The organism is Anoxybacillus sp. LAT27 (assembly GCF_022030075.1).
Classification (GTDB): Bacteria; Bacillota; Bacilli; order Bacillales; family Anoxybacillaceae; genus Anoxybacillus; species Anoxybacillus kestanbolensis.
The window spans coordinates 294,530-320,761 of sequence record NZ_JAIWYK010000445.1 but is presented as its reverse complement, the minus strand read 5'-3'; the positions used below and the strand labels follow the sequence as shown (position 1 = coordinate 320,761).

General features: G+C 41.2%; 23 protein-coding genes. 19 read left to right on the top strand and 4 right to left on the bottom strand.

Translation table 11 applies throughout. The features are described 5' to 3' along the window. Nucleotides 1-108 precede the first annotated feature (108 nt). Together LD028_RS17120 and LD028_RS17115 are read left to right on the top strand one after the other, a co-directional pair. Entirely contained in the window at nt 109-786 is a 678-nt protein-coding gene (locus tag LD028_RS17120) for a metal-dependent hydrolase (RefSeq protein ID WP_237812490.1), read from the top strand. Between the two features lie 74 nt (nt 787-860). Continuing rightward, the gene (locus tag LD028_RS17115) at nt 861-2,171 is read left to right on the top strand and encodes a CBS domain-containing protein (RefSeq protein ID WP_237812489.1); all 1,311 of its coding nucleotides are present in this window, start codon (nt 861-863) and stop codon (nt 2,169-2,171) included. Between the two features lie 15 nt (nt 2,172-2,186). Here LD028_RS17115 and LD028_RS17110 read toward each other — a convergent pair whose 3' ends face one another. Then, the gene (locus tag LD028_RS17110) at nt 2,187-2,486 is read right to left on the bottom strand and encodes a YtpI family protein (RefSeq protein ID WP_237812488.1); all 300 of its coding nucleotides are present in this window, start codon (nt 2,484-2,486) and stop codon (nt 2,187-2,189) included. 99 nt (nt 2,487-2,585) lie between these two features. Between LD028_RS17110 and LD028_RS17105 the strand changes: the two genes are divergently transcribed. Continuing rightward, nucleotides 2,586-3,533, top strand: coding sequence for a DHH family phosphoesterase (locus LD028_RS17105; protein ID WP_237812487.1), 948 nt, complete (start codon nt 2,586-2,588; stop codon nt 3,531-3,533). An 8-nt stretch (nt 3,534-3,541) separates the two neighbouring features. On the opposite strand, the gene ytrI is transcribed toward LD028_RS17105, so the two are convergent. Both ytrI and ytrH read right to left on the bottom strand, forming a co-directional pair. Further along, entirely contained in the window at nt 3,542-4,042 is a 501-nt protein-coding gene (gene ytrI / locus LD028_RS17100) for a sporulation membrane protein YtrI (protein ID WP_077429296.1), read from the bottom strand. Then, on the bottom strand, nt 4,039-4,377 hold the full coding sequence (gene ytrH / locus LD028_RS17095) for a sporulation membrane protein YtrH (RefSeq protein WP_004889062.1): 339 nt from the start codon (nt 4,375-4,377) through the stop codon (nt 4,039-4,041). Before ytrH ends, ytrI begins: the two co-directional genes overlap by 4 nt. A gap of 113 nt (nt 4,378-4,490) precedes the next feature. Between ytrH and dnaE the strand changes: the two genes are divergently transcribed. The 8 genes from dnaE (at nt 4,491) to LD028_RS17055 (ending at nt 14,941) form a co-directional block, all read left to right on the top strand. Beyond that, nucleotides 4,491-7,712, top strand: a complete 3,222-nt coding sequence (dnaE, locus tag LD028_RS17090; protein WP_237812486.1) for a DNA polymerase III subunit alpha — start codon at nt 4,491-4,493, stop codon at nt 7,710-7,712. A 90-nt stretch (nt 7,713-7,802) separates the two neighbouring features. After that, nucleotides 7,803-9,056: an NADP-dependent malic enzyme gene (ystJ, locus tag LD028_RS17085; RefSeq protein WP_237812485.1), complete on the top strand. Its 1,254-nt coding sequence runs from the start codon at nt 7,803-7,805 to the stop codon at nt 9,054-9,056. Further along, nucleotides 9,043-9,645: a FadR/GntR family transcriptional regulator gene (locus LD028_RS17080; protein ID WP_171700401.1), complete on the top strand. Its 603-nt coding sequence runs from the start codon at nt 9,043-9,045 to the stop codon at nt 9,643-9,645. The genes ystJ and LD028_RS17080 overlap by 14 nt, the downstream gene beginning before the upstream one ends. Nucleotides 9,646-9,714: 69 nt before the next feature. Continuing rightward, nucleotides 9,715-10,587, top strand: a complete 873-nt coding sequence (accD, locus tag LD028_RS17075) for an acetyl-CoA carboxylase, carboxyltransferase subunit beta (RefSeq protein ID WP_237812484.1) — start codon at nt 9,715-9,717, stop codon at nt 10,585-10,587. Then, entirely contained in the window at nt 10,572-11,549 is a 978-nt protein-coding gene (accA, locus tag LD028_RS17070; protein ID WP_237812483.1) for an acetyl-CoA carboxylase carboxyl transferase subunit alpha, read from the top strand. The genes accD and accA overlap by 16 nt, the downstream gene beginning before the upstream one ends. A gap of 184 nt (nt 11,550-11,733) precedes the next feature. After that, entirely contained in the window at nt 11,734-12,693 is a 960-nt protein-coding gene (gene pfkA / locus LD028_RS17065) for a 6-phosphofructokinase (protein ID WP_006320859.1), read from the top strand. 48 nt (nt 12,694-12,741) lie between these two features. Then, nucleotides 12,742-14,502, top strand: coding sequence for a pyruvate kinase (gene pyk / locus LD028_RS17060; protein ID WP_237812482.1), 1,761 nt, complete (start codon nt 12,742-12,744; stop codon nt 14,500-14,502). A 46-nt stretch (nt 14,503-14,548) separates the two neighbouring features. Next, a complete protein-coding gene (locus tag LD028_RS17055) occupies nt 14,549-14,941 on the top strand; it encodes an FxsA family protein (protein ID WP_309240418.1) in 393 nt (130 codons plus the stop codon). Nucleotides 14,942-14,958: 17 nt separating this feature from the next. On the opposite strand, the gene ytvI is transcribed toward LD028_RS17055, so the two are convergent. After that, nucleotides 14,959-16,077: a sporulation integral membrane protein YtvI gene (gene ytvI / locus LD028_RS17050; protein ID WP_237812480.1), complete on the bottom strand. Its 1,119-nt coding sequence runs from the start codon at nt 16,075-16,077 to the stop codon at nt 14,959-14,961. Nucleotides 16,078-16,164: 87 nt separating this feature from the next. Between ytvI and LD028_RS17045 the strand changes: the two genes are divergently transcribed. The 8 genes from LD028_RS17045 (at nt 16,165) to polA (ending at nt 26,226) form a co-directional block, all read left to right on the top strand. Then, the gene (locus LD028_RS17045; protein ID WP_237812479.1) at nt 16,165-16,620 is read left to right on the top strand and encodes a DUF441 domain-containing protein; all 456 of its coding nucleotides are present in this window, start codon (nt 16,165-16,167) and stop codon (nt 16,618-16,620) included. A gap of 261 nt (nt 16,621-16,881) precedes the next feature. Beyond that, nucleotides 16,882-18,000 (top strand): citrate synthase, encoded by a 1,119-nt coding sequence (gene citZ / locus LD028_RS17040; RefSeq protein WP_237812478.1) that lies wholly within the window; start codon nt 16,882-16,884, stop codon nt 17,998-18,000. A 79-nt stretch (nt 18,001-18,079) separates the two neighbouring features. Then, nucleotides 18,080-19,354, top strand: a complete 1,275-nt coding sequence (gene icd, locus LD028_RS17035) for an NADP-dependent isocitrate dehydrogenase (RefSeq protein WP_041637930.1) — start codon at nt 18,080-18,082, stop codon at nt 19,352-19,354. Between the two features lie 23 nt (nt 19,355-19,377). Further along, nucleotides 19,378-20,316 carry a malate dehydrogenase gene (gene mdh, locus LD028_RS17030; protein ID WP_237812477.1) on the top strand — a complete coding sequence of 313 codons (939 nt, stop codon included), beginning with the start codon at nt 19,378-19,380 and terminating at the stop codon, nt 20,314-20,316. Between the two features lie 61 nt (nt 20,317-20,377). Continuing rightward, entirely contained in the window at nt 20,378-20,842 is a 465-nt protein-coding gene (locus tag LD028_RS17025) for a MaoC/PaaZ C-terminal domain-containing protein (RefSeq protein ID WP_237812476.1), read from the top strand. Nucleotides 20,843-20,932: 90 nt separating this feature from the next. Continuing rightward, a complete protein-coding gene (locus LD028_RS17020; protein ID WP_237812475.1) occupies nt 20,933-21,649 on the top strand; it encodes a response regulator transcription factor in 717 nt (238 codons plus the stop codon). Further along, nucleotides 21,642-23,405 (top strand): two-component system histidine kinase PnpS, encoded by a 1,764-nt coding sequence (pnpS, locus tag LD028_RS17015; protein ID WP_237812474.1) that lies wholly within the window; start codon nt 21,642-21,644, stop codon nt 23,403-23,405. The genes LD028_RS17020 and pnpS overlap by 8 nt, the downstream gene beginning before the upstream one ends. A 193-nt stretch (nt 23,406-23,598) precedes the next feature. Further along, nucleotides 23,599-26,226, top strand: coding sequence for a DNA polymerase I (polA, locus tag LD028_RS17010; RefSeq protein WP_237812473.1), 2,628 nt, complete (start codon nt 23,599-23,601; stop codon nt 26,224-26,226). The last annotated feature ends 6 nt before the right edge of the window (nt 26,227-26,232 follow it).

The window sequence follows — 26,232 nt, the reverse complement described above, 5'->3', positions numbered from 1 at the left end:
CCTGTTCACATCCTTTCTTTTTCAGCTTATCACGAATGAAAAAAGAAGGAAATAGTGCAAAAACGAAGAAACAAAATCATGTAAAAAACGAAGAAAGGAGAAGGAAAGATGAAGCTCACTTATCACGGACATTCTGTTGTAAAAATTGAAACGAACGGCAAAACAATTTTCATTGATCCTTTTATTACAGGAAATCCGCTAACCGATCTAAAAGCAGAGGACGTTCATGTCGATGTTATTTTATTAACACATGGCCATAATGATCATGTCGGTGATACGGTCTCATTAGCGAAAAAGAGCGATGCCCTCGTCATTGCTCCATATGAATTAGCTACGTATTTGAGCTGGAAAGGTGTTCGCACCCATCCGATGCATATTGGTGGATCATTTACGTTTGATTTTGGAAAGATCAAATTCACCCAAGCATTTCACGGCTCTAGCTACGTAGAAGAAAATGAAACGATTGTGTATACAGGAATGCCGAGCGGTATTTTATTTCAGGCCGAAGGAAAAACGATTTATCATGCCGGGGATACAGCGTTATTTTCTGATATGAAACTTATTGGTGAAATGAATGATATTGATGTGGCGTTTTTGCCAATTGGTGATAATTTTACGATGGGACCGAAAGATGCGGCGATCGCAGCAAAATGGTTAAAGGCGAAAATGGTTGTTCCAATTCATTACAATACATTCCCTGTCATTCAACAAGATCCACAACAGTTTGTGTCAATGATTGAAGGGATTGGTCGCGTCTTACGAATTGGCGAAAGCATCGAACTGTAAAAACGTTCATTGAATGCAACCATGTACACCCTTATAATATAAAGTAAGAAACTGTCGAAAAAGGGTGGGACAACTTGACGATTACGAAGCATGAACAAATTTTACAATATATCGAAAGCTTACCGGTTGGAGAAAAAATATCTGTTCGTCAAATCGCGAAAGAAATGGGAGTAAGTGAAGGAACGGCTTATCGTGCCATTAAAGACGCTGAAACAAAAGGCTATGTAAGTACAATTGAGCGTGTTGGAACGATTCGAATTGAACGAAAAAAGAAAGAAAATATTGAAAGGTTAACGTATGCTGAAGTCGTCAATATCGTGGATGGGCAAGTGCTCGGGGGAAAAGAAGGATTACATAAAACGTTAAATAAATTTGTGATTGGCGCAATGAAGCTCGAAGCGATGATGCGCTATACAGGTGCGGGGAATTTGTTGATTGTTGGGAACCGAACGAAAGCGCACGAATTAGCGCTTGAGGCCGGGGCGGGCGTGTTAATTACAGGTGGTTTTGATACAGAGGAACATGTAAAAAAATTAGCGGATGAGCGACAGTTGCCGATTATTTCGACAAGTTACGATACATTTACGGTTGCCACGATGATTAATCGCGCCATTTATGACCAGTTGATTAAAAAAGAAATCGTGCTCGTTGAGGATATTTTAACGCCGTTTGAAAAAACAGCATATTTGTATGTGACAGATCGAATCGAGCGGTGGTATGAGCTCAATCGTGAAACGAAGCATAGCCGTTTTCCAGTCATTGATCAACAATTAAAAGTGCAAGGAATCGTGACGGCAAAAGATGTGATGGGGTATGAGCGCGATGTGCTTATTGAAAAAGTAATGACGAAACATCCGATTACGGTAAGCGGGAAAACGTCAGTCGCTTCCGCTTCACATATGATGGTGTGGGAAGGGATCGAAGTGCTGCCTGTAGTGGATGAGTATCATCGACTTCAAGGGATTATTAGTCGCCAAGATGTATTAAAAGCGTTGCAAATGGTCCAGCGTCAGCCGCAAGTGGGTGAGACGATTGACGATATTGTAACGACCCAATTTTTAACTGAAACAGTTGACGGTATTTTTCGTTGTAACATTACTCCGCAAATGACAAATCACTTAGGAACATTATCGTACGGTGTATTTACGACGATTGTAACTGAAGCAGCTACGCGCGCGCTTCGTTTACATAAACGAGGTGATTTGGTTGTGGAGAACGTTACTATTTATTTTATTAAACCAGTACAAATTGATAGCGTGATCGATATTAAACCGAAATTGTTAGAAATTGGACGTAAGTTTGGGAAAGTTGACGTTGAAGTGTTTAATGAGGGGACGCTTGTCGGAAAGGCATTAATGATGTGTCAGTTGCTTGAACGACAATAGGCTGCGTACGGCAGCCTATTTCGTTTCTTCCGCTTCTTTTACAGCAAGCGGAAAATAATAGCGATGAGCTCGGTATCCTGCCCATATGCTCCCTGCACCGACGAGAAGAAGCACAATGCCAACGATGAGAGATACCGTCGACCGATGAATGAAAAATTGGTTGATCGCAAAGAAAAATACAAATGAGCCGAGCGCCATGCTTGATTTTGCGCTAATCCATTTCCGTTCCATCGGTTTTTTACTGCGGACATATTTTATTTTGTAATACAAATAAAACGAAAGTGAAAAAATGATAAGTATAACAAATATCGGCATATCCAGTCCTCCAAAAGAAAAAATTGTTGCGTGATTATTTTACATCTTTTCGAATCATAATAAAATATGTTTTAATGGAGAAAAAAAGGGAGAAGCGCCATGGAACAAAAAATGCTGGAAATTATTGATCATATTCGACAATTTGATACGATTATTATTCACCGTCACGTCCGTCCTGATCCCGACGCGTACGGTTCACAAGGAGGACTAGCGGAGCTTATTCAAGCGTCGTTTCCAGAAAAAAGAGTATATACGGTTGGGAAAGATGAACCGTCGCTTGAATTTTTACGTAAGATGGATGTTGTTCCGGATGAAATGTATAACGATGCACTTGTCATTGTTTGCGATACAGCAAACGAAGAACGGGTATGCGATCAACGCTATAAGCTAGGGAAAAAGATTATTAAAATCGACCACCATCCAAATGAAGATCCGTACGGCGACATCTTATGGATCGATACAAATGCAAGCTCCGTTAGCGAAATGATTTATGAGTTATACTTAATTGGAAAAGAACAAGGTCTCATTTTAACGAAAGAAGCTGCTCGGCTCATTTACGCGGGCATTGTCGGTGATACAGGCCGCTTTCTTTTCCCAAGTACGAATCCGAAAACATTCAAATACGCAAGCGAGTTAGTTGAATACGGGTTTTCGTTTGTCGATTTATACGATCAACTTTATCGAACGAAATTATCGATCGCACATTTAAGCGGATATGTGTTGCAAAATTTCGAGCTATCTGAATATGGAGTGGCTCATATTGTATTAACAAAAGAGTTGTTGAAGCAGTATGATGCAACACCATCGGAGGCTTCACAACTTGTGAGCGTGCTTGGAAATATTGAAGGGATTAAAGCATGGGTGTTTTTTGTGGAAGAAGATGATCAAATTCGTGTTCGTCTTCGTTCGAGAGGTCCGATTGTCAATGAAGTGGCGAAAAAATACCGTGGCGGAGGTCATCCGCTAGCAGCAGGTGCGTCGATTTATTCGTGGGAAGAAGTTAAACACGTATTGGCAGATTTAAACGAAGTATGCAAGCAACAGTAGAGCGCTTTCTACTGTTGCTTTAATTTTAGTTCAATAGATATATTAGTGAAAAATAAAATCGTTTCGATATCGAGATGGTATTTCTGATTGTCGATGATGTACGTTTTATTTTCAATTGCTTTTTTTAATAGTTCTCTACTTTTATATACTGTTTCAATATCTTTTGCGGTGATATGTTGAATATCTTTTTTTATATCTTCCTCTATACGAAAAGTTGTATACGTATCGATACCATAAGATTTGGCATTGATCACTTTTACATCAATTGATTGGATTGTTAGTCGCTTTTTATTTTCTTTGTTTAGCTGAATGTAATCTTGTTGCCAAATGTTTAAATCGTGTTTTAATTGAGCAATAATTTCTTGTTGCATTTTGAGCAGGCGCACTTGTTTTTCTTGTAAAATGCCAAAGATTTGTGAGAAAACGATCCAACTGATAAGTGCACCAATTGCCGCTCCAGCGAAAAAGCGTTGCCAGCCTGGATCGCGTGTGTACGGTGGAACTCTCATGCGCCATGCTCCTGTGTAAACCAGCGAATGAATGTCATACCTGTTTGTGCCCCGCCAGTTGCCGATAAAATAAGTAAAAATTGTTTAATGACATCACGCGTTTCCCCTTGGAAAAATCCGCGTTCCATGCTGTAAAACGTATCAAACGTACCACCAATAGCTGCAATTAACGCCCAAATTTTTAAACTGCTCGCAAAGCGATACATCATCGTCAGCGGCGGTTCACCGGACAAAAAAGCCCCGAATCCTCCGATGAGTGCCCCTCCAACTAACACGCCTAAAGCAATGAAATAGCTTTGAATAAAAGCAGGTAAAAACGCCGTTTTCATCTCCATCTCGCTCACTCCTTCTGTATACTATGTATATGGGACAAATAAACAAGGTATGTTTTGCTTTTCAGCTTTTATAGAGCATATAATAGAAAAAAATAGAAAAGGTGGGAGACACATTGTCGTTTATCCATCTACAAGTGCGGAGTGGTTATAGCTTATTAAGTAGCACAGTCAAAATAGAGGAACTTGTCACGCGCGCACGTGAACTTCAATTTCCAGCAATCGCTTTAACAGATGAAAACGTCCTGTATGGCGTTATGCCTTTTTATGAGGCGTGTCAAGCGCATGGAATTAAGCCAATTATCGGCATGATGGCAACGATTATGGATGAACATGGCCATACTGATCAGCTCGTGTTGTTAGCAAAAAATAACGACGGGTATCGTCAACTTGTCCATATTGCTACAGCCATTCAAATGAATGATGGAAAGGGCATTTCTTTGCTTGATTTCTCACATCATACGAGCGAACTCATCGGTATGACAAGTGGGGTATACGGTCGGGTGGAGCAACATTTATTGAACGGCGAAATTGAGCAAGCCGAGGCGATCGTTCAAACGTATGCGAAGCTGTTTCAACGTGGCGATTTTTATATAAACGTGCAGCGACATGGCTTACAAGAACAAGAGCATTTGCTGTCACTACTTTTTGAACATAGTAAACGATGGGACATTCCGCTTGTGGCGACAAACGATGTACGCTACATGTATAAAGAAGATGCACTTGCTTTTGAATGTTTACTTGCGATGAAACACGGAAAGAAAATGGCTGACCCGACACGTCCGCGTTTAGCAACAAATGAATATCATTTAAAAAGCGCTCATGAAATGGCCGCGTTATTTTCAAATGGTTATGAAGCGGTCGAGGAGACGGTACGCATTGCCCAACGATGTCATGTGACGTTTGAGTCTAAAAAATGGTTTATGCCGCGCTATCCTGTTCCTTCGGGGAAAACAGCTGACGAATATTTGCAAACGTGGTGTTGGGAGCAACTAACGAAACGGTTTCCTGATCGACCACAAGCATATGTCGCTCGATTGCAATATGAACTGCAAATCATTCAACAGATGAATTTTAGTGACTATTTTTTAATCGTTGCTGATTTTGTGCGTTTTGCTCGTGGGCGAGGCATACTAACGGGACCGGGACGTGGATCAGCCGCTGGATCGCTCGTCGCTTACATACTCGGTATTACCCAAGTGGATCCGTTGCAATATGGGTTATTGTTTGAGCGTTTTTTAAATCCAGCACGTTTATCTCTCCCAGATATTGATATCGATTTTCCTGATGATCGTCGTGAAGAAGTGATTCGTTACATTGAACAAAAATACGGACCCGACCACGTTGCACAAATTGTGACGTTTGGAACTTTCGGGATGCGTTCTGCTATTCGTGAAGTTGGTCGTGTTTTTGAGGTCGACGAACGCGAAATCCAACAAACGCTAGAAACCGGAAGCTTTGATCGTACGCGCCCATGGCACTACGTTGCACAACGAATTGAAGGATTACCGAAGCATACGTCCGTTCATGCTGCCGGTATTGTGATCAGCCCCCGTCCATTAAAGGACATCATTCCTCTTCAAAGCGGGCAGACGACAACATATGTGACACAATATGCAATGGATGCGCTTGAACGACTAGGACTACTAAAATTCGATTTACTTGCGCTTAAAAATTTAACGATGATCGAACAAATGATTCAAAGCATTGAACAACGTACAGGTCATCGTTTGAGTTTTGAAAACATGCCAATTGATGATCAAAAAACGTATGCACTTTTAAGCCGAGGAGATACATTTGGGGTATTTCAGCTTGAATCAGAAGGAATGAAGCGGGTATTGCGCGAATTACAACCGACAACGTTTGAGGATATTGTTGCAGTAAACGCTTTATTTCGTCCAGGACCGATGGAACAAATTCCAACATATATTGCTCGTAAACATGGCCGTGACCCAATTCGTTACATGCATGATGATTTGCAATCGATTTTGCAGTCGACATATGGCGTCATCGTGTATCAAGAACAAATTATGAAAATTGCTGAACAAATGGCGAAGTTTTCATTAGCTCAGGCAGATTTATTACGTCGAGCAATAAGTAAAAAAGACGTTGGACAAATGGAAAAAGAGAAAAAACACTTCATTGAGGGATGCATACAAAATGGGTATGATGCGCATCTCGCAAACGAATTGTATGAGCTTATCGTTCGTTTTGCTGGATATGGGTTTAACCGTAGCCACGCGGTAGCATATAGCTACATCGCATATATGCTCGCGTATATTAAAGCACATTATCCGCTTGATTTTTATGCTGCTGTACTAACAAACGTAAGTGGACAAAAAGAAAAAATGACGCAATGTGTACACGAACTTCGGAGCAAAAAAATACGGCTACTCCCTCCTTCCATTGCACGAAGCGAAGGGCACTTTACCGTTGATGATAACGGTATTCGCTTTGGGTTGTTAGCGATTAAGCAAGTGAGCGTTGCTTTTGTCAAAGAAGTGATTCGAGAGCGTCAAAAACGTCCATTTTCCGATTTTTTTGATTTCGTTTCACGACTACGTATGGAATCTTCACAAAAAAAAGTGATCGAGGCGCTTATTTTTTCAGGTTGTTTTGACGAGTTTCATATTGAACGTGCCACCCTTTACGCAAGCATTGATGTTGCGATTGAGCATGCGGAGTTGATGAATTTCTCTCTTCATGTACAGCCAAAATACGTTCATGCTGAGCCGTTATCGCTTATCGATCAACTAAAATATGAAAAACAATGGCTGAACGTATACGTGTCCCCTCATCCAGTTGAATCATTTTCACATTTTTATTCGATGTGGGGAGCAAAGCGCATGTATGAATGGACGAAAGAAAAAGCGAATCATGGCAAAGTAATTGTATATGTTGAGGAGGTGACGAAAAAGCGGACGAAAAAAGGGGAAGAAATGGCGTTTGTTACAATTTGTGATGATAGCGACGAGTGGCAAGCGATCGTATTTCCGACGAGTTATCGGCAATTTCACGATTTATTGCAACGAGGAAGTATATTGTATATAGAAGGGAAAATAGAGCAGCGCTCGGGCGGTTGGCATCTCATTGTACAGCAAGTGAGAAAGCCGGTATGTGTGTATATCAAAATCGATGAACAACATGCGTCGCCAGTTGTGTTAAAGCAGTTGAAGGATGTGCTAACCGCTCATCGTGGACATGCACCTGTCATTTTGTATTATGAAACGGAACGAAAAAAAGTACAGCTTTCCCATGACTACGCTGTTTCTCCAAACGATGTATGCATTCGGCAATTAGTAACATTGCTTGGGGATGAGAATGTCGCAGTGAAATAAAAATGCTTTACTATTTTTCATTTTTATTATATTTTTATAGAAGTTAAGTGGTCAGACCAGTGGTGGTCGCTTTGTGAGGAGGAAGATGCCGTGTCGTTGTTTGAAGAAGCGCTTCATATGCATGAGCGCTATCAAGGAAAATTAGAAGTAAAGGCGAAAGTGCCGCTAAAAAACGCTTACGATTTAAGCTTAGCTTATTCTCCCGGTGTAGCAGAACCGTGCAAGGTGATCCATCAAGAACCGAGCAAAATATACGATTATACGTTAAAAGCGAATACGGTGGCTGTTGTATCGAATGGAAGTGCGGTGTTAGGACTTGGGAATATCAGGGCAGAGGCAGCGCTGCCCGTGATGGAAGGAAAGGCAGTGCTTTTTAAAACTTTCGCTGGAGTTGATGCGTTTCCAATTTGTTTAAATACATCCGACACGGAACAAATCATTCAAGCAGTAAAGCTACTCGAGCCGACATTTGGTGGCATTAACTTGGAAGATATTGCGGCTCCGCACTGTTTTATCATTGAAGAGCGCTTAAAGCAGGAATTAAATATCCCTGTTTTTCACGATGACCAACATGGAACAGCGATTGTAACCGTTGCTGGTTTAGTAAATGCATTAAAGTTAGTGAATAAAAAAATAGAAGACATTCGAGTTGTCATTAACGGGGCAGGGGCGGCAGGAATAGCGATTATTAAATTGCTTCGTTGTTACGGAGTGAAACATATGATCATGTGCGATTCCAAAGGGGCAATTTATGAAGGGCGACCGTACGGAATGAATGACATGAAGCGAGACGTTGCTCAGTGGACAAACTATGAGAGAAAGTCTGGATCGTTACAGGAAGTGATTGTTGGTGCAGATGTATTCATTGGTGTGTCTGTTGCTGGAGCGTTGACAATGAGCATGATCGAAACGATGAATCGAGATGCCATTATTTTTGCGATGGCAAATCCAACGCCAGAAATTATGCCGGAAGACGCGTTACAAGCAGGTGCAACTGTTGTTGGCACCGGGCGTTCTGATTATCCGAATCAAGTGAATAATGTTTTAGCATTTCCAGGTATTTTTAGAGGGGCGCTTGATGTGCGCGCCAAGCAAATTAATGAACAAATGAAAATGGCAGCCGTTGAGGCAATCGCCAACTTAATTACAGAGGACGAGCTACGTGCGGATTATGTCATCCCTGCTCCGTTCGATCCGCGTGTCGCTCCAGCCGTTGCCGCTGCTGTGGCGAAAGCTGCGATGGAAACAGGGGTTGCGCAAGTGATTGTTGATCCAAAAGAAGTAGAAAAGCGAACACGACAATTAGCTGTGATTGCAGGTGAGCATGAACATGACTACTTCTAAAGTGTACATCGAAACGTTTTGGCAAATTCATCGCATGATTGAAGAAGCAGGTCTTCAACCTGGAGACCGGTTGCCATCTGAACGAGAGCTAGCCGACCGATTAGGAGTCGGACGCTCTTCTGTTCGTGAAGCGTTGCGGGCGTTGGAGTTGCTCGGATTAATTGAAACGCGTCGTGGGGAAGGAACGTTTATGAAACCGTTTGGTGACCATCAGCTTATTCAGCTTCTCGGCTCGTTTATTTTACAAGGAAATCGGGAAAAACGAGATTTAATCGAAACAAAAGTTCTTATCGAACGAATATGTTTGCAGCTTGCCTGCGAACGACTGACGGATGAGAAGCTTGAGCGTATCAAACGGGAGGAACATACGTATCATTCATTTTTTCGGCGAATTGTAGAAGCAACCGATAACTATTTATTGTTGCGCATTTGGCTCGTATTAACCGACTTTTTTAAACACATCTATACGTTGACTCTCCCTTCCGAATTTTATGAACAAATGTGGGTGGCGCTACAAAAACGGTCGTGCGAAGAAGCAATAGCGATGTATGAACAATACGTGATGCAAAAAATGTCGAAAGAGAACTGACACAATATGACAAACAAAGTTGTTTTTATTCGGTAAAGTAGAAATGGACTAAGTAGGGGAGGGAAACATGTGCTGAAAGATTTGTTCTCCAAAAAGAAGAAATATGCTACCATTCCATCTGAACAAGCGAAGCAAGACGTGCCAGAAGGCATTATGACGAAATGTCCGAAGTGTAAAAAAATCATGTACACGAAAGAACTAGTGAAAAATTTACGCGTTTGTATATCGTGCGGCTATCATCATCCGATGTCTGCTCCTGAACGCATTGCGTGTTTGTTAGACGAAGGAACGTTTCATGAATACGATCGTCACCTTCTTTCTAAAAACCCGCTCGATTTCCCTCAATATATGGAAAAAGTTGAGGAGGATCGCGAAAAAACAAAATTAAATGAAGCAGTCGTGACCGGTGAAGGAACAATAAACGGTTTCCCTATCGTTATTGCCGTAATGGATTCTCGTTTCCGTATGGGCAGTATGGGATCAGTTGTCGGAGAAAAAATTGCACGTGCTATTGAGCGAGCGATGGAAAAATCGGTACCTTTTATTATTTTTACCGCTTCCGGTGGAGCGCGGATGCAAGAAGGTGTATTAAGTTTGATGCAAATGGCGAAGACAAGTGCTGCGTTAAAACTGTTTAGTGAACAAGGCGGGCTTATTATTTCAGTGATGACTCATCCGACGACAGGTGGTGTATCAGCAAGTTTCGCCTCGCTTGGAGATTACAATTTTGCTGAACCAGGGGCGCTCATCGGTTTTGCAGGACGGCGCGTCATTGAACAAACCGTTCGTGAGGAATTGCCAGATGACTTTCAAACAGCGGAATTTTTATTGAAACATGGACAACTAGATGCGGTGATCCCGCGTCATGAACTAAAAGACACATTAACGAATGTATTAGACATTCACCAATCGCGAGGTGGAGACGAATGGCATACGAATTAGAATTTGAAAAACCACTTGTAGAATTGCGAAAAAAAATTAGTGAATTAAAAGAATTTACAAAGCATCGCGATGTTGACTTTTCCGATGAAATTAATAAATTAGAAGCTCGACTTGAAAAGCTGGAAAACGACATTTATGCGAACTTAAGCCCGTGGGATCGTGTGCAAATTGCGCGCCATCCGAATCGACCAACAACGCTTGATTATATTGAACGATTGTTTACAAACTTTTTCGAATGTCACGGTGACCGTTGTTTTGGTGATGATGAAGCGATCGTAGGAGGAATTGCAAAATATCATGGATTACCTGTGACTGTCATCGGCCATCAACGCGGGAAAGATACGAAAGAAAATATTCGTCGCAATTTTGGTATGCCACATCCAGAAGGATATCGAAAAGCGCTTCGTTTAATGAAGCAAGCTGAAAAATTTGGGCGTCCGATTATTTGTTTTATTGATACGAAGGGGGCGTATCCAGGAAAGGCTGCTGAAGAACGGGGGCAAAGCGAAGCAATCGCACGGAACTTATTTGAAATGGCAGGGTTGACAGTTCCAGTTGTATGCGTTGTTATTGGCGAAGGAGGAAGCGGTGGTGCGCTTGCCCTCGGTGTCGGAAACTACGTTCACATGCTTGAAAATTCGACGTATTCCGTAATTTCACCGGAAGGGGCAGCAGCAATTTTATGGAAAGATGCATCGCTTGCAAAAAAAGCTGCCGAAACGATGAAAATTACAGCAAAAGATTTAAAACAGCTTGGTGTTATCGATGAAATCATTCCAGAAGTGCGCGGTGGTGCGCATCGAAATGTCGATGAACAAGCGAAACATATTGACGATGTGCTTAAACGTTCCTTGCGTGAATTGCTCCCACTACATGCTGAACAGTTGATTGCGCAGCGATATGAAAAATATAAGAAGATTGGCGACTTTGTTGAATCTCAGCAACATGTGCCGGTCATGTAAAAGGTCATCCATGTCGATGGCCTTTTTTACATGAAATAGACGACTTTGGGTAAACTTTTTGTAGTGAAAAAAAATCAACGTTTTGTGAAACATTTCATTATGTATTGTGTTCGATATACCTTCGTGTTATCTTAAAGTAAGAGGTCATACTTCTTATTTTATTTTTTTAAAGAGGTGAAGAGCGATGAAAAGAATTGGTGTGCTTACGAGCGGTGGCGATTCGCCGGGAATGAATGCTGCTATCCGTGCCGTTGTTCGAAAAGCAATTTATCACGGATTAGAAGTGTACGGCATTTATCACGGATATGCAGGATTAATTGCCGGTCAAATTAAAAAGCTTGAAATCGGGGATGTTGGCGATATTATTCATCGTGGTGGAACGATGCTATATACTGCCCGTTGCCCAGAATTCAAAACGTTAGAAGGACAGTTAAAAGGAATTGAGCAGTTGAAAAAACATGGGATTGAAGGACTTGTTGTCATCGGTGGTGACGGCTCTTATCAAGGTGCGAAAAAGTTAACAGAACACGGTTATCCGTGTGTCGGTGTGCCGGGAACAATTGATAACGACATTCCAGGAACAGATTTTACGATTGGTTTTGATACAGCGTTAAATACGGTCATTGATGCCATTGACAAAATTCGCGATACAGCGACATCTCATGAACGTACATATGTGATTGAAGTCATGGGACGTCATGCGGGGGATATTGCGCTTTGGGCAGGTCTTGCAGGCGGAGCAGAAAGTATTTTAATCCCAGAAGCAGACTATGATATGGACGAAATAGTCGCGCGTCTCAAACGTGGACATGAACGCGGCAAAAAACATAGTATCATTATTGTTGCGGAAGGTGTCGGCAGCGGTGTAGACTTCGGTAAGCGCATTGAGGAAGCAACAGGATTTGAAACGCGTGTGACAGTACTCGGTCACGTCCAACGCGGTGGTTCACCGACAGCGTTTGACCGTGTGCTTGCGAGCCGCTTAGGTGCTCGTGCCGTAGAATTGTTGCTTGAAGGAAAAGGCGGACGTTGTGTCGGTATTCAAAACAACCAACTTGTTGACCACGATATTATTGAAGCATTAGCCCAAACCCATACAGTCGATCAAAAAATGTATCAACTATCAAAAGAACTTTCAATTTAATGTATATTTATGGTATCGTTTCCATATGCAAAGTGTAGGAGGGTATTTATGCGCAAAACGAAAATTGTTTGTACAATCGGTCCTGCGAGTGAAAGTGTAGAAAAGCTTGTGCAACTGATTGAAGCGGGAATGAATGTGGCTCGTCTCAACTTTTCCCATGGAAGTCATGAAGAACATGCAGCACGCATTCGCAACATTCGCGAAGCGGCAAAAATGACAGGAAAAACCGTTGCGATTTTATTGGATACGAAAGGTCCAGAAATTCGTACGCATAACATGGAAAATGGTGCAGTTGAGTTAAAAGCAGGTGCTGAAGTTACCATCTCGATGAAAGAAGTGCTTGGCACATCAGAAAAATTTTCGATTACTTATGAAGGACTCATTGATGATGTACATGTCGGCTCAACGATTTTGTTAGACGACGGACTCATTGGTTTAGAAGTATTAGCTGTTGATAAAGAAGCAAAAGAGATCAAAACAAAAGTGTTGAACGGCGGCGTATTAAAAAATAAAAAAGGTGTAAACGTCCCAGGTGTAAAAGTAAAACTACCGGGTATTACGGAAAAAGATGCAGAGGACATTCGTTTTGGTATTGAACAAGGGATTGATTTCATCGCTGCATCGTTCGTTCGACGCCCTTCCGACGTGCTTGAAATTCGCGAGTTGCTTGAAGCACATAACGCATTACACATTCAAATTATCCCGAAAATTGAAAACCAAGAAGGGGTAGACAACATTGATGAAATTTTAGAAGTGGCAGACGGTTTAATGGTTGCGCGCGGGGATTTAGGCGTCGAAATTCCAGCGGAAGAAGTGCCGCTTGTCCAAAAAGAGTTAATTAAAAAATGTAATGCGCTCGGAAAACCGGTCATTACGGCGACACAAATGCTTGATTCGATGCAACGCAACCCACGGCCGACTCGTGCTGAGGCAAGCGATGTGGCAAACGCCATTTTTGATGGAACAGATGCGATTATGCTTTCAGGTGAAACAGCAGCAGGGGCTTATCCAGTCGAAGCGGTACAAACGATGCATCGCATTGCTTTGCGCACAGAACAAGCGTTACAATATCGCGACTTATTATCGAAACGAAGCAAACAGAGCGGTACGACGATTACAGATGCAATCGGGCAATCGGTTGCTCATACCGCATTAAATTTAGATGTCGCAGCGATTGTGACGCCGACAGTAAGCGGTCATACCGCCCGGATGATTTCGAAATATCGCCCAAAAGCGCCAATTATCGCCGTGACATCAAATGAAGCTGTATCACGTAAATTAGCACTTGTTTGGGGTGTTTATCCACGCGTCGCTCAACACGCAACGTCAACGGACGAAATGCTCGATATTTCTGTTGAGGCAGCCCTTGATACAGGCATCGTGAAACATGGTGATCTCGTTGTGATTACAGCGGGTGTTCCAGTTGGAGAAACAGGTTCAACCAACTTAATGAAAGTGCATATGATCGGTGATATGATTGCAAAAGGTCAAGGGATCGGCCGTAAATCCGCATTCGGGAAAGTTGTTGTAGCGAAAACAGCAGAAGAAGCGCTCGAAAAAATGGTTGAAGGCGGCATTTTAGTTGCTCCAGCAACGGATGCAGACATGATGAAAGCGTTAGAAAAAGCTGCGGCGATCATTACAGAAGAAGGCGGCTTAACAAGCCATGCGGCTGTTGTTGGTTTAAGCTTAGGGATCCCGGTAATTGTTGGGGTAAACCATGCGACATCTATTTTAAAAGATGGACAAGACATTACGGTAGATGCAAGCTTCGGTGCTATTTATCGCGGTCATGCGAGCGTGCTATAATAAAGAAGGGGGACATCCCCTTCTTTATTATTTTGGAGGGATGTGTGTGCGAAACATCTTTTTTCTTCTTTTTATCGTTATTCCAGCGCTAGAAATTGTCGTTCTTGTTTTGTCGGGAAAAGCAATTGGCATATGGCCAACGTTTGTATTAATTGTTTTGACAGGCATCATCGGTGCATTTTTAGCAAAAAAACAAGGTTTGCATACGTTGCAACGGGCAAAATATGAGTTCATGAACGGGCGCATACCAAGCGATGCGCTATTAGATGGTGTTTGTATTTTAGTTGGTGGGACGTTATTGTTAACGCCAGGATTTATTACTGATACAGTAGGTTTTATTTTACTTCTCCCATTTGCGCGTGAAAAAATAAAACCGTGGCTTGTGCGCCTATGGAAGAGGATGTTCTATGAAAAAACATGGATTTACATTCGAAAATAAAAGCATAAGCTCGCCGCTTATGCTTCTTTTTTTCCGATAATAAAGTTCCAAATATCTTGAAAGACGCCAGCATGATGCAACGTTCGCCCAATGACGAGCAATACCGGCCCAACGATTAAACCGAGAAACCCGATCAATTTGAAACCGACGAATAAAGCGATCAACGTTGCTAACGGATCGAGTCCGATATTCGAGGAAAGGAGCTTCGGTTCCATCACTTGCCGTTGTACGAGAACAACGACATACAGCACACCTAGACCGATCGCAAAATGAGTATCGCCGCTCATCGCAGCGTACACAATCCATGGAACAAATACTAATCCTGTCCCTAAATACGGTAAAACATCGACAATGCCGATAATAAGAGCGATCGTAATTGCGTATTCTACTCGCAACACAAGCAAGCCGACTAATACAATAAGTGTTGTAATAGAAATGAGTGTCGCCTGTGCTTTAAGAAAGCCAAATAGCGCCTTTTTTAATTCGGCAAATACTTTTGTCGTACTCGTCTGCACTTTGGTTGGTAACAATTTTTGAAACAATGCTTTTAGACGATACCAGTCTTTGCTTATAAAAAACGTGGCAAGCAACGAGAAAATAAAAATTGTTGCAAAATTAGGCAACCATCCAATGATTGAAGGAATATTTTGTAATATATTTTGGATGAATTGCCCGACCGTTGTAGCAATTTTTGTTCCAACGGATTGAATGTTTGCCATAATCGTGTCTTGTTGAGACGTGTCTAAATTTCTAAAGAGTGTCGCTAGTTGGTTATAGAGCGGAATGATTTGGCTTGCCACAAACTGCTCTATATAAATGACAAGCTTTTGAAAATGATTTGGCACAACTGTCGCTAAATATTGTGTTCCAGTCACGATTTCCGCAACAAGGAGGGTAACGAGCCCTGCAACGAGTGCAAGTAAAAGAATTAAAACAACGATGACCGCCAACGCCCTTGGCATTTTCGCTTTCTTCTCTAATACATCAACGACCGGGTTAATAAAGAAAGCAATCGCTAACGCAATTAAAAACGGATATGTTAGCGTTGATACATAGTATAAGCTCGCTAACCCGGCAATGATGACAAAGATGACAAATAAAAAGCGAAGGGAGCGATATACGTAGTGAGTTGACATGTCCTCACCTCCCGTCTTTTGTCATTTATGACTATTATAATATACAATGCAAAGAAAGAAAAAGTTTCAAAGAAGGGGGCATATTTCATGCAGCCATTTATTTTTTTATTTATTCTTTTCGTTGTCGGTATCATTGCGAAAAATCAATCTCTCATAATCGCTGTACTATTTTTACTTATTGTGAAAAGTATCGGATTAAGTTCTAAAGTACTGCCGTATTTAGAGCAAAAAGGAATCCATCTTGGTGTAACAATCATTACGATTGCGGTCTTAGTTCCGATTGCAACTGGGAAAATAGGATTTAAAGAACTAACGGACTCTGTTCACTCAATTTATGCTTGGATTGCGATGTTATCGGGTATTGCTGTTGCTTTGTTGGCAAAAGGAGGCGTGACATTGCTTGCGAAAGATCCGCATGTAACGACTGCGCTCGTTCTTGGTACTATTTTAGCCGTATCTTTATTCAAAGGAGTAGCTGTCGGCCCGTTAATAGGCGCAGGTATTGCTTATGTAATCATGAAAATAGTGGATATATTTTCATGATTGATTGCTTTTTTATAATAATATTTTTGAATTATGATGTCTTTTAGTTCACAAAAGTCTGATAATTGTTTATAATAATAGTGGAGCATGTACGAAACTATCGTGTATATTCCCCTGCTCGCTTCGTGAAGCGACTAGGTGAATATATAACAAAATGTAAGCATTTTCTTTGCATTTTTATTCAGCCGTTTTGAGCAATCGCTCGACGACGCGTTTTAACATGGGAAAAGGGGAATAAAAGAAAAAAAGGAGAGATGTAAGATGACAGTAACTCGCGGTCTCGAAGGGGTTGTAGCAACCACTTCCACAATTAGTTCAATCATCGATGATACGCTCACATATGTTGGGTATAATATCGATGACTTAGCAGAACATGCTACGTTTGAAGAGATCGTTTATTTGCTTTGGCATCGCAAATTGCCAAACAAAGAAGAGCTAGAAACGTTAACAAAGCAGTTGGGGGAACATGCCGATATTCCGCAACAAATCATTGATCATTTTAAAATGTATCCGCTTGATCAAGTTCATCCGATGGCAGCGCTTCGTACAGCGATTTCATTTCTTGGCTTATACGATGAAGAAGCGGAAGCAATGAATCCCGAAGCGAACTATCGCAAAGCTATTCGTTTACAGGCGAAAGTATCAACAATTGTTGCTGCGTTTTCGCGTATTCGCAAAGGATTAGAACCTGTGCCACCGCGCAAAGATTTAAGTTTTGCGGCAAACTTTTTATATATGCTAACGGGTAAAGAGCCAGATCCAATTGCTGAGGAAGCGTTTAATAAAGCACTCGTGCTTCATGCGGATCACGAGTTGAATGCTTCAACGTTTACTGCGCGTGTCTGTGTTGCGACTTTATCAGATGTGTACTCAGGTATTACAGCAGCGATTGGAGCATTGAAAGGCCCGCTTCATGGTGGAGCAAATGAAGCGGTAATGAAAATGTTGACGGAAATCGGCACACTTGAAAATGTGGAAACATACATTCACAACAAATTGAATAACAAAGAGAAAATTATGGGGTTCGGTCATCGCGTTTATCGCCAAGGTGACCCACGTGCGAAACATTTGAAAAAAATGTCTGAAAAATTGACGAAGTTAACAGGTGAACCACACTGGTATGATATGTCGGTGAAAATTGAGGAGATTGTTACATCGACGAAAGGTTTGCCGCCAAATGTTGACTTCTACTCCGCTTCTGTTTACCATAGTTTAGGAATTGATCATGATTTATTTACACCAATTTTTGCGATTAGTCGCATGTCTGGATGGCTTGCGCACATTTTAGAGCAGTACGAAAACAACCGTCTCATCCGTCCACGTGCCGAATATACAGGACCTACGAGACAAGTATACGTGCCGCTTGAAGAACGTGCATAACATGCATAACAATGGTTGCTCAAGGTGAGAAACTCGCCTTTCTCACCTTTTTACACTACATGATTTGGAGGTCGTTATTGTGATGCAAGGTGAAAAAATTACGGTTACAAACGGGGTATTAAACGTTCCAAACTATCCGATTATTCCATTTATTGAAGGGGACGGGACAGGTCCAGATATTTGGGCAGCCGCATCTCGCGTATTAGAAGCGGCTGTGGAAAAAGCTTATAAAGGGGAGCGCAAAATCGTTTGGAAAGAAGTGCTTGCTGGTGAAAAAGCGTTTAAGTTGACTGGTGAATGGTTGCCACAAGAAACGCTTGATACGATTCGTGAATACATAATTGCCATTAAAGGACCGCTGACAACACCAGTAGGCGGTGGGATTCGTTCATTAAACGTTGCGCTTCGTCAAGAGCTCGATTTATTTGTGTGTTTACGCCCAGTTCGTTATTTTAAAGGAGTACCTTCTCCGGTCAAGCGTCCTGAAGATACAGACATGGTGATTTTCCGTGAAAATACGGAAGACATTTATGCGGGAATTGAGTATGCAAAAGGAACACCAGAAGTGAGAAAATTAATTGATTTCTTGCAAAATGAAATGGGGGTGCGTAAAATTCGCTTCCCTGAAACATCGGGAATCGGTATTAAGCCAATTTCAGAAGAAGGTACGAAACGGTTAGTGCGCGCAGCAATTAAATACGCCATTGAACATGGTCGCAAATCTGTCACGCTCGTTCATAAAGGAAACATTATGAAATATACAGAAGGTGCGTTCAAAAACTGGGGCTATGAATTAGCTGAGCAAGAATTCGGTGATCAAGTGTTTACTTGGGCGGAGTATGACCGCATCGTTGAAACGCACGGAAAAGAAGCTGCAAACCGCGCACAAGCAGAAGCAGAAGCAGCAGGAAAAATCATTGTGAAAGATGCGATTGCAGATATTTTCTTGCAACAAATTTTAACTCGTCCGCGCGAGTTCGATGTTGTTGCAACAATGAACTTAAACGGTGACTACATTTCTGATGCGTTGGCAGCACAAGTAGGTGGCATCGGTATTGCACCAGGTGCAAATATTAACTATGAAACAGGCCATGCAATCTTTGAAGCAACGCACGGAACTGCACCAAAATATGCGGGGTTGGATAAAGTAAATCCATCATCGGTCATCTTATCTGGTGTCATGATGTTTGAACATCTCGGTTGGAATGAGGCAGCAAAACTGATCGTTGACTCTATGGAGAAGACGATTGCTTCAAAAGTCGTCACATATGACTTCGCTCGTTTAATGGAAGGCGCAACAGAAGTGAAATGTTCTGAATTCGCAGATGCTCTCATTCGAAACATGGGAGAATAAAATAAAAAAGGGGATGGAAGAACGTGGGTATGAAACGAAAAAAAATCTCAATTATCGGTGCTGGATTTACGGGAGCGACGACGGCGTTCATTTTAGCGCAAAAAGAGCTTGGGGACATCGTTCTTGTCGACATTCCGCAATTAGAAAATCCGACAAAAGGAAAAGCGCTCGATATGCTTGAGTCAAGCCCTGTTCTCGGATTTGACGCTAACATTATTGGCACATCGGATTATGCGGATACCGCTGATTCGGATATTGTTGTCATCACTGCGGGCATTGCGCGCAAACCAGGTATGAGCCGCGATGACTTAGTCACGACAAACCAAGGAATTATGAAGGCGGTCACGAAAGAAGTAGTCAAGTATTCGCCGAACTGCTTTATTATCGTATTAACAAATCCTGTTGATGCGATGACATATACGGTTTTTAAAGAATCTGGCTTTCCGAAAAACCGCGTCATCGGTCAATCTGGAGTATTAGATACCGCACGTTTCCGTACATTTGTTGCACAAGAGTTGAATTTATCTGTGAAAGATATTACAGGGTTTGTCTTAGGTGGTCATGGAGATGACATGGTGCCGCTTGTGCGCTATTCGTATGCAGGTGGCATTCCGCTTGAAACGTTAATCCCAAAAGAGCGGTTAGATGCCATTGTTGAACGTACGCGCAAAGGTGGCGGTGAAATTGTCAACTTACTTGGTAACGGTAGTGCCTATTATGCGCCAGCTGCATCCCTTGCTGAAATGGTTGAAGCGATCGTAAAAGACCAGCGCCGAGTTCTTCCAGCCATCGCTTATTTAGAAGGCGAATACGGATATGAAGGAATTTATTTAGGTGTGCCAACGATTTTAGGTGGTAACGGAATTGAAAAAGTTATCGAATTAGAGCTAACAGAAGAAGAGAAAGCAGCGTTAGCAAAATCTGTAGAGTCAGTGAAAAATGTGATGAAAGTGTTACAATAGTAAAAAATTCGGGGTGATTCCCCGAATTTTTGCATATGGTCAAACAAAGGGGAGATCAAGGATGCTAGGTAAAAAACGCAAAATTGGACGTTTAATTTCGGACATTTCCGTTGGTGAGAAGCTCGTCTTAACGGAAGCGATCGAAGATAAAGATTTATTGTTATACTTAGGACTCACAAACGATGCCAATCCGCTTTATATTCAACATGATTATGCATCGCAAACGCCGTGGCGACGTCCGATCGTACCAGCTATTATGTTAACAGGTATTATTACATCGGCTGTTTCAAAATATTTGCCGGGACCGGGAAGTCATATTGTTTCGCAAACGATTGAATTTAAACGACCAGTATATCATTATGAGCATGTTGAATTTTTATTTGAAGTGACATCTGTTGATGAAGAAAATAATGAAATTCATATTTCCGTTCAAGCGATCCGCGATGGTGAAGAAATATTAGTTGGATCATTGCGTGTCGTTCCGCCATATCCGTTCGTTGAAGAGAAAGCGTTAGATAACTTTTAAAAAGGGGCTTTTGCCTCTTTTTTGTTTTTTTCTTTTCAAATAACTCGTTATAATAAAAATGTAACAAATTTACGTTGTTGGAGGATGGCTATGTCGAAACGTGTGTTAGTTGTCGATGACGAGCAGTCGATTGTTACGCTGTTAGAGTACAATTTAAAACAGGCAGGGTTTATTGTATTGACAGCTTATGATGGAGAAGAAGGGCTTCATAAAGCGTTAGAGGAGCGCCCTGATTTTATCATTCTCGATTTAATGCTACCGAAATTAGATGGAATTGAAGTATGTAAACATTTGCGTCAACAAAAAGTGATGACCCCTATTTTAATGTTGACAGCAAAAGATGACGAATTTGATAAAGTGCTTGGTCTTGAATTAGGTGCCGATGACTATATGACAAAGCCGTTTAGCCCACGTGAAGTAGTAGCACGTGTGAAGGCGATTTTACGTCGAACGGTGATTCATGAGCAAGAGGAAAAGCAAAATCATAGTGACGATTCGCTCGTTGTCGGACAACTAAAAATTTTCCCTGATCGTTATGAAGCTTATTTTGCACAACAAAGATTAGAACTCACCCCGAAAGAATTTGAACTACTAGCATACTTAGCGAAATATAAAGGTCGTGTCTTAACACGTGATCAATTATTAAGTGCAGTATGGAACTACGATTTTGCTGGGGATACACGCATTGTCGATGTGCATATTAGTCATTTGCGTGACAAAATCGAACATGATACGCGAAAGCCTGTGTATATTAAAACGATACGTGGCTTAGGGTATAAACTGGAGGAGCCGAAAGCGGATGAATAAATTTCGCTCTCGCCTACTGATTGGGCTTGTTTCCGTCATTTTATCCGTGTTGTTTGGCCTAGGTTTGTTATTAGGTCAGTTGTTTCAAAAATTTTATGCAGACACGGTACATGATCGAATAGAGAAAGAGGCAAAACTTTTGGCTTTATACATGGAAAATAAATCGTTCCAATCTAATATGTTTAAGCAACAATTACACGCAATTAGCGACATGTTGTCGGCGCGCATCACGATTGTTGATCGTGAAGGACAGATCATGTTTGATACAAATAATTACGTATCAATTGATGAAAAACGTCATAAAACATTCATTCGAACGTTACTAAAACAAGAAGATCGTCCTGTTATTTTTCAAGAAGAACAAAATGTATATTATTATGCTGTACCATTTTGGCAACGTGACCAGAAGCTCGGACATATTGTCATGAGTTTATCTATGGATGCGATCGAGCGGGTAGATGAACAAATTTGGCTGTTGCTTACGCTTAGCTTAAGCATTGCTTTTTTCATTATTCTTTTATTAGGTATTAAAATTACAAATCAATATACAAAGCCGATTGAAGCGGCAACAAAAGTAGCGATGGAGTTGGCGCGCGGCAATTATAAAGCGAGAACGTATGAAAGTAGAGAAGATGAAACAGGGATGCTCAGCCAGTCATTAAACATTTTGGCGCGGAATTTACAAGAGATGGTGCGTACACAAGAAATGCAACAAGATCGTTTGCGAGCCCTTATTGAAAATATAGGGAGCGGTTTAATTTTAATTGATCAACGTGGCTATATTTCATTAATGAACCGCGCATATAAAGAAATGTTCCATATCGATCCGTCTGACTATGTTCATCGTTTATATTATGAGGCGTTCCCATATAAGGAAGTGATTGCACTTGTAGAAGAAATATTTATGACAGAGGTAAATGTACGTAAACAAATGCTCCTTCCGATCGACATTGAACGGAAACATTTTGAAGTGTACGGAACGCCAATTATTGGGACAAACGACGAATGGAAAGGAATTATCGTTGTGTTCCATGATATTACTGAGCTAAAAAAACTTGAACAAATGCGCAAAGATTTTGTCGCCAATGTTTCTCACGAGTTAAAAACACCGATTACGTCCATTAAAGGTTTTGCAGAAACGTTGTTAGATGGGGCGATGCACGATGCTAAAACGCTTGAATACTTTTTAACGATTATTTTAAAGGAAAGTGAGCGTCTTCAACATTTAATTCAAGATTTGCTTGATTTGTCAAAAATCGAACAGCAAGGATTTACGTTAAATATATCCGTTGTTGACTTGCATGAAGTATTGAAGGAAGTTATCGTTATGCTTGAAGCGAAAGCAAACGATAAACAAATCACATTGGAATGTACATCGAATGCACCGCTTTGTTATATGTATGGCGATTTACATCGTTTAAAGCAAATTTTTATTAATTTAATTAATAACGCGATCGCTTATACACCAGCTGGTGGACGCGTAACGGTTTATGTGGAGAAAGATGATAAAGAGCTACACGTTCATGTAAGTGACACAGGAATCGGAATTGAACAAAAAGAAATTCCACGTATTTTTGAACGATTTTATCGTGTGGACAAAGCACGAAGTCGCAACTCAGGTGGTACGGGTCTTGGATTAGCGATTGTGAAACATTTAGTGGAAGCACATCATGGAACAATTTCAGTAAAAAGTGAAGTGGGGATAGGGACGACATTCACTGTCCATTTTCGTGCAGACGCTTGTGCAGACGAATAATTTTAACGATATATTTACAATTGATTTACCATATATTAAAAAAATATTGATAACATAACAGGTGAAAACCCCTTCATCCAAGAATCCGATTGTCTTGGAATAGGCGAGGACAGCGAACGTTCTCGTCTTTTTTCTTTTTTGGAGGCAATCATGGTAAAATAAGCGTAAATGAATACAAGAGGAGGTTTTCGATTTGGCAAACAAACTCGTTTTAATTGATGGCAATAGCATCGCTTATCGCGCTTTTTTTGCATTACCGCTCTTACATAACGATAAAGGCATTCATACAAACGCTATTTATGGTTTTACAATGATGTTAATGAAACTCATTGAAGAAGAAAAGCCGACGCATATGCTCGTTGCGTTTGACGCAGGAAAAACGACATTTCGTCATGAAGTATACACAGAATATAAAGGTGGGAGACAAAAAACGCCACCGGAATTATCGGAACAGTTTCCGTTTTTACGCGAACTGCTTGATGCATATAACATTCGTACGTACGAACTTGAAAATTATGAAGCAGACGATATTATCGGAACGCTTGCCACCAAAGCCGAAAAAGAAGGGTTTGACGTCGTCATTATTTCGGGAGATCGCGATTTAACACAATTAGCGTCGGAACGTATTCATGTTCATGTCACGAAAAAAGGCATAACAGACATGGAGCGATATACACCGGAATACGTATTTGAGAAGTATGGACTAACGCCTGCACAAATTGTTGATTTGAAAGGATTAATGGGCGATGCATCAGATAATATTCCAGGCGTTCCAGGGGTCGGAGAGAAAACAGCATTAAAATTATTAAAAGAATACGGAACGGTTGAACATGTACTTGCCTCACTTGAACATATTTCCGGAAAAAAATTGAAGGAAAACTTGCAAACGTACCGTGAACAAGCGTTACTAAGTAAACAGTTGGCAACCATTCATCGTGATGTTCCATTGACACTATCGCTCGATGAGTTAGCATGGCAGTCGTATGATGCAGAACGGGTAGCAACGCTATTTCAAGAGCTCGGTTTCACTTCGCTTATGGACAAAATTGGTCAAACTTCACAAGAACAACTATCGTTAACCGATATTTCGTTTGTTACGGTTCAAGCGATTGATGAGCACATGTTGACAAAAGAAGGTGCACTTGTTGTTGAAGTGATGGACGCGAATTATCATCAAGCGCCTATTCTTGGCTTTGCGCTTGTGAATGAGCGTGGACACTTTTTTATTCCGACGGACATAGCTCTCGCTTCATCACGATTTAAAAGATGGCTTGAAGATGAGCAGTGCAAAAAAAGTGTGTTTGATGCCAAACGAGCGATCGTTGCGCTGAAGTGGAACGGTATTGAACTTAAAGGTGTCGATTTTGATCTATTATTAGCTGCATACTTGCTCAATCCGACCGATGCGAATGGGGATGTGGCGGCCGTTGCAAAAACGAAGCAATATACGGATGTACAAAGCGACGAAGAAGTATATGGAAAAGGAGCGAAACAAGCTATTCCGCCGACAAATGTATTAGCTGAACATCTCGTACGAAAGGCGAAAGCGATCGCTTCGTTGAAAGAAACATATATTCAAGAACTAAAGCGAAATGAACAATTTGAATTGCTTGTACATTTAGAATTACCGCTGACGTTCATTTTAGCACAAATGGAATTTTACGGTGTGAAAGTGGATGTTGATCGTTTGGAACAGATGGGAAAAGAGTTTACTGCCCAACTCGAACAAATTGAGCAACGCATTTATGAACTTGCAGGAACAACGTTTAACATTAATTCTCCGAAACAACTAGGAACGATTTTATTTGAAAAACTTCAGTTACCGATTGTGAAAAAAACGAAAACGGGTTACTCTACCTCAGCGGACGTTTTAGAAAAGTTAGCGCCATACCATGAAATTATTGAGCAAATTTTACACTACCGTCAGCTCGGAAAATTACAATCCACATATGTCGAAGGATTAATGAAAGTCGTCCGAAAAGATACAGGAAAAGTGCATACGATTTTTCAACAAGCGTTGACTCAAACGGGGCGTTTAAGCTCTACAGAGCCTAATTTACAAAATATTCCGATTCGTATTGAGGAAGGAAGAAAAATTCGTCAAGCGTTTGTCCCTTCCTCAGACGATTGGGTTATTTTTGCAGCCGATTATTCTCAAATCGAGTTGCGCGTTTTAGCGCATATTGCCAATGATGAAAATTTAATTGCCGCGTTTCACCAAGATCTCGATATTCATACGAAAACGGCGATGGATATTTTTCATGTCAAGGAAGACGAAGTGACCGCTCATATGCGCCGTCAAGCGAAAGCAGTCAATTTTGGTATCGTTTATGGGATTAGCGACTACGGATTATCGCAAAACTTAGGCATTACGCGCAAAGAGGCAGCCGAATTTATTGAACGATATTTTCGAAGTTATCCGGGTGTAAAGCGGTATATGGAAGAGATCATACAAGATGCAAAACAAAAAGGATATGTGACGACATTGCTTCACCGTCGTCGTTATTTGCCGGATATTACAAGTAGTAATTTTAATGTTCGTAGTTTTGCGGAACGGACAGCGATGAACACGCCAATTCAAGGAAGTGCGGCCGATATTATTAAAAAAGCGATGATTGATTTGGCTAATCGTTTACATGAAGAACGACTGCAAACTCGTTTGTTGCTGCAAGTACATGACGAATTGATTTTAGAAGCACCAAAAGAAGAAATTGAATTGTTGAAAAAAATCGTACCAGATGTGATGGAGAACGCAGTATCATTACGTGTTCCGTTAAAAGTCGACTATCATTTTGGTCCAACATGGTATGATGCGAAGTAACGAAAG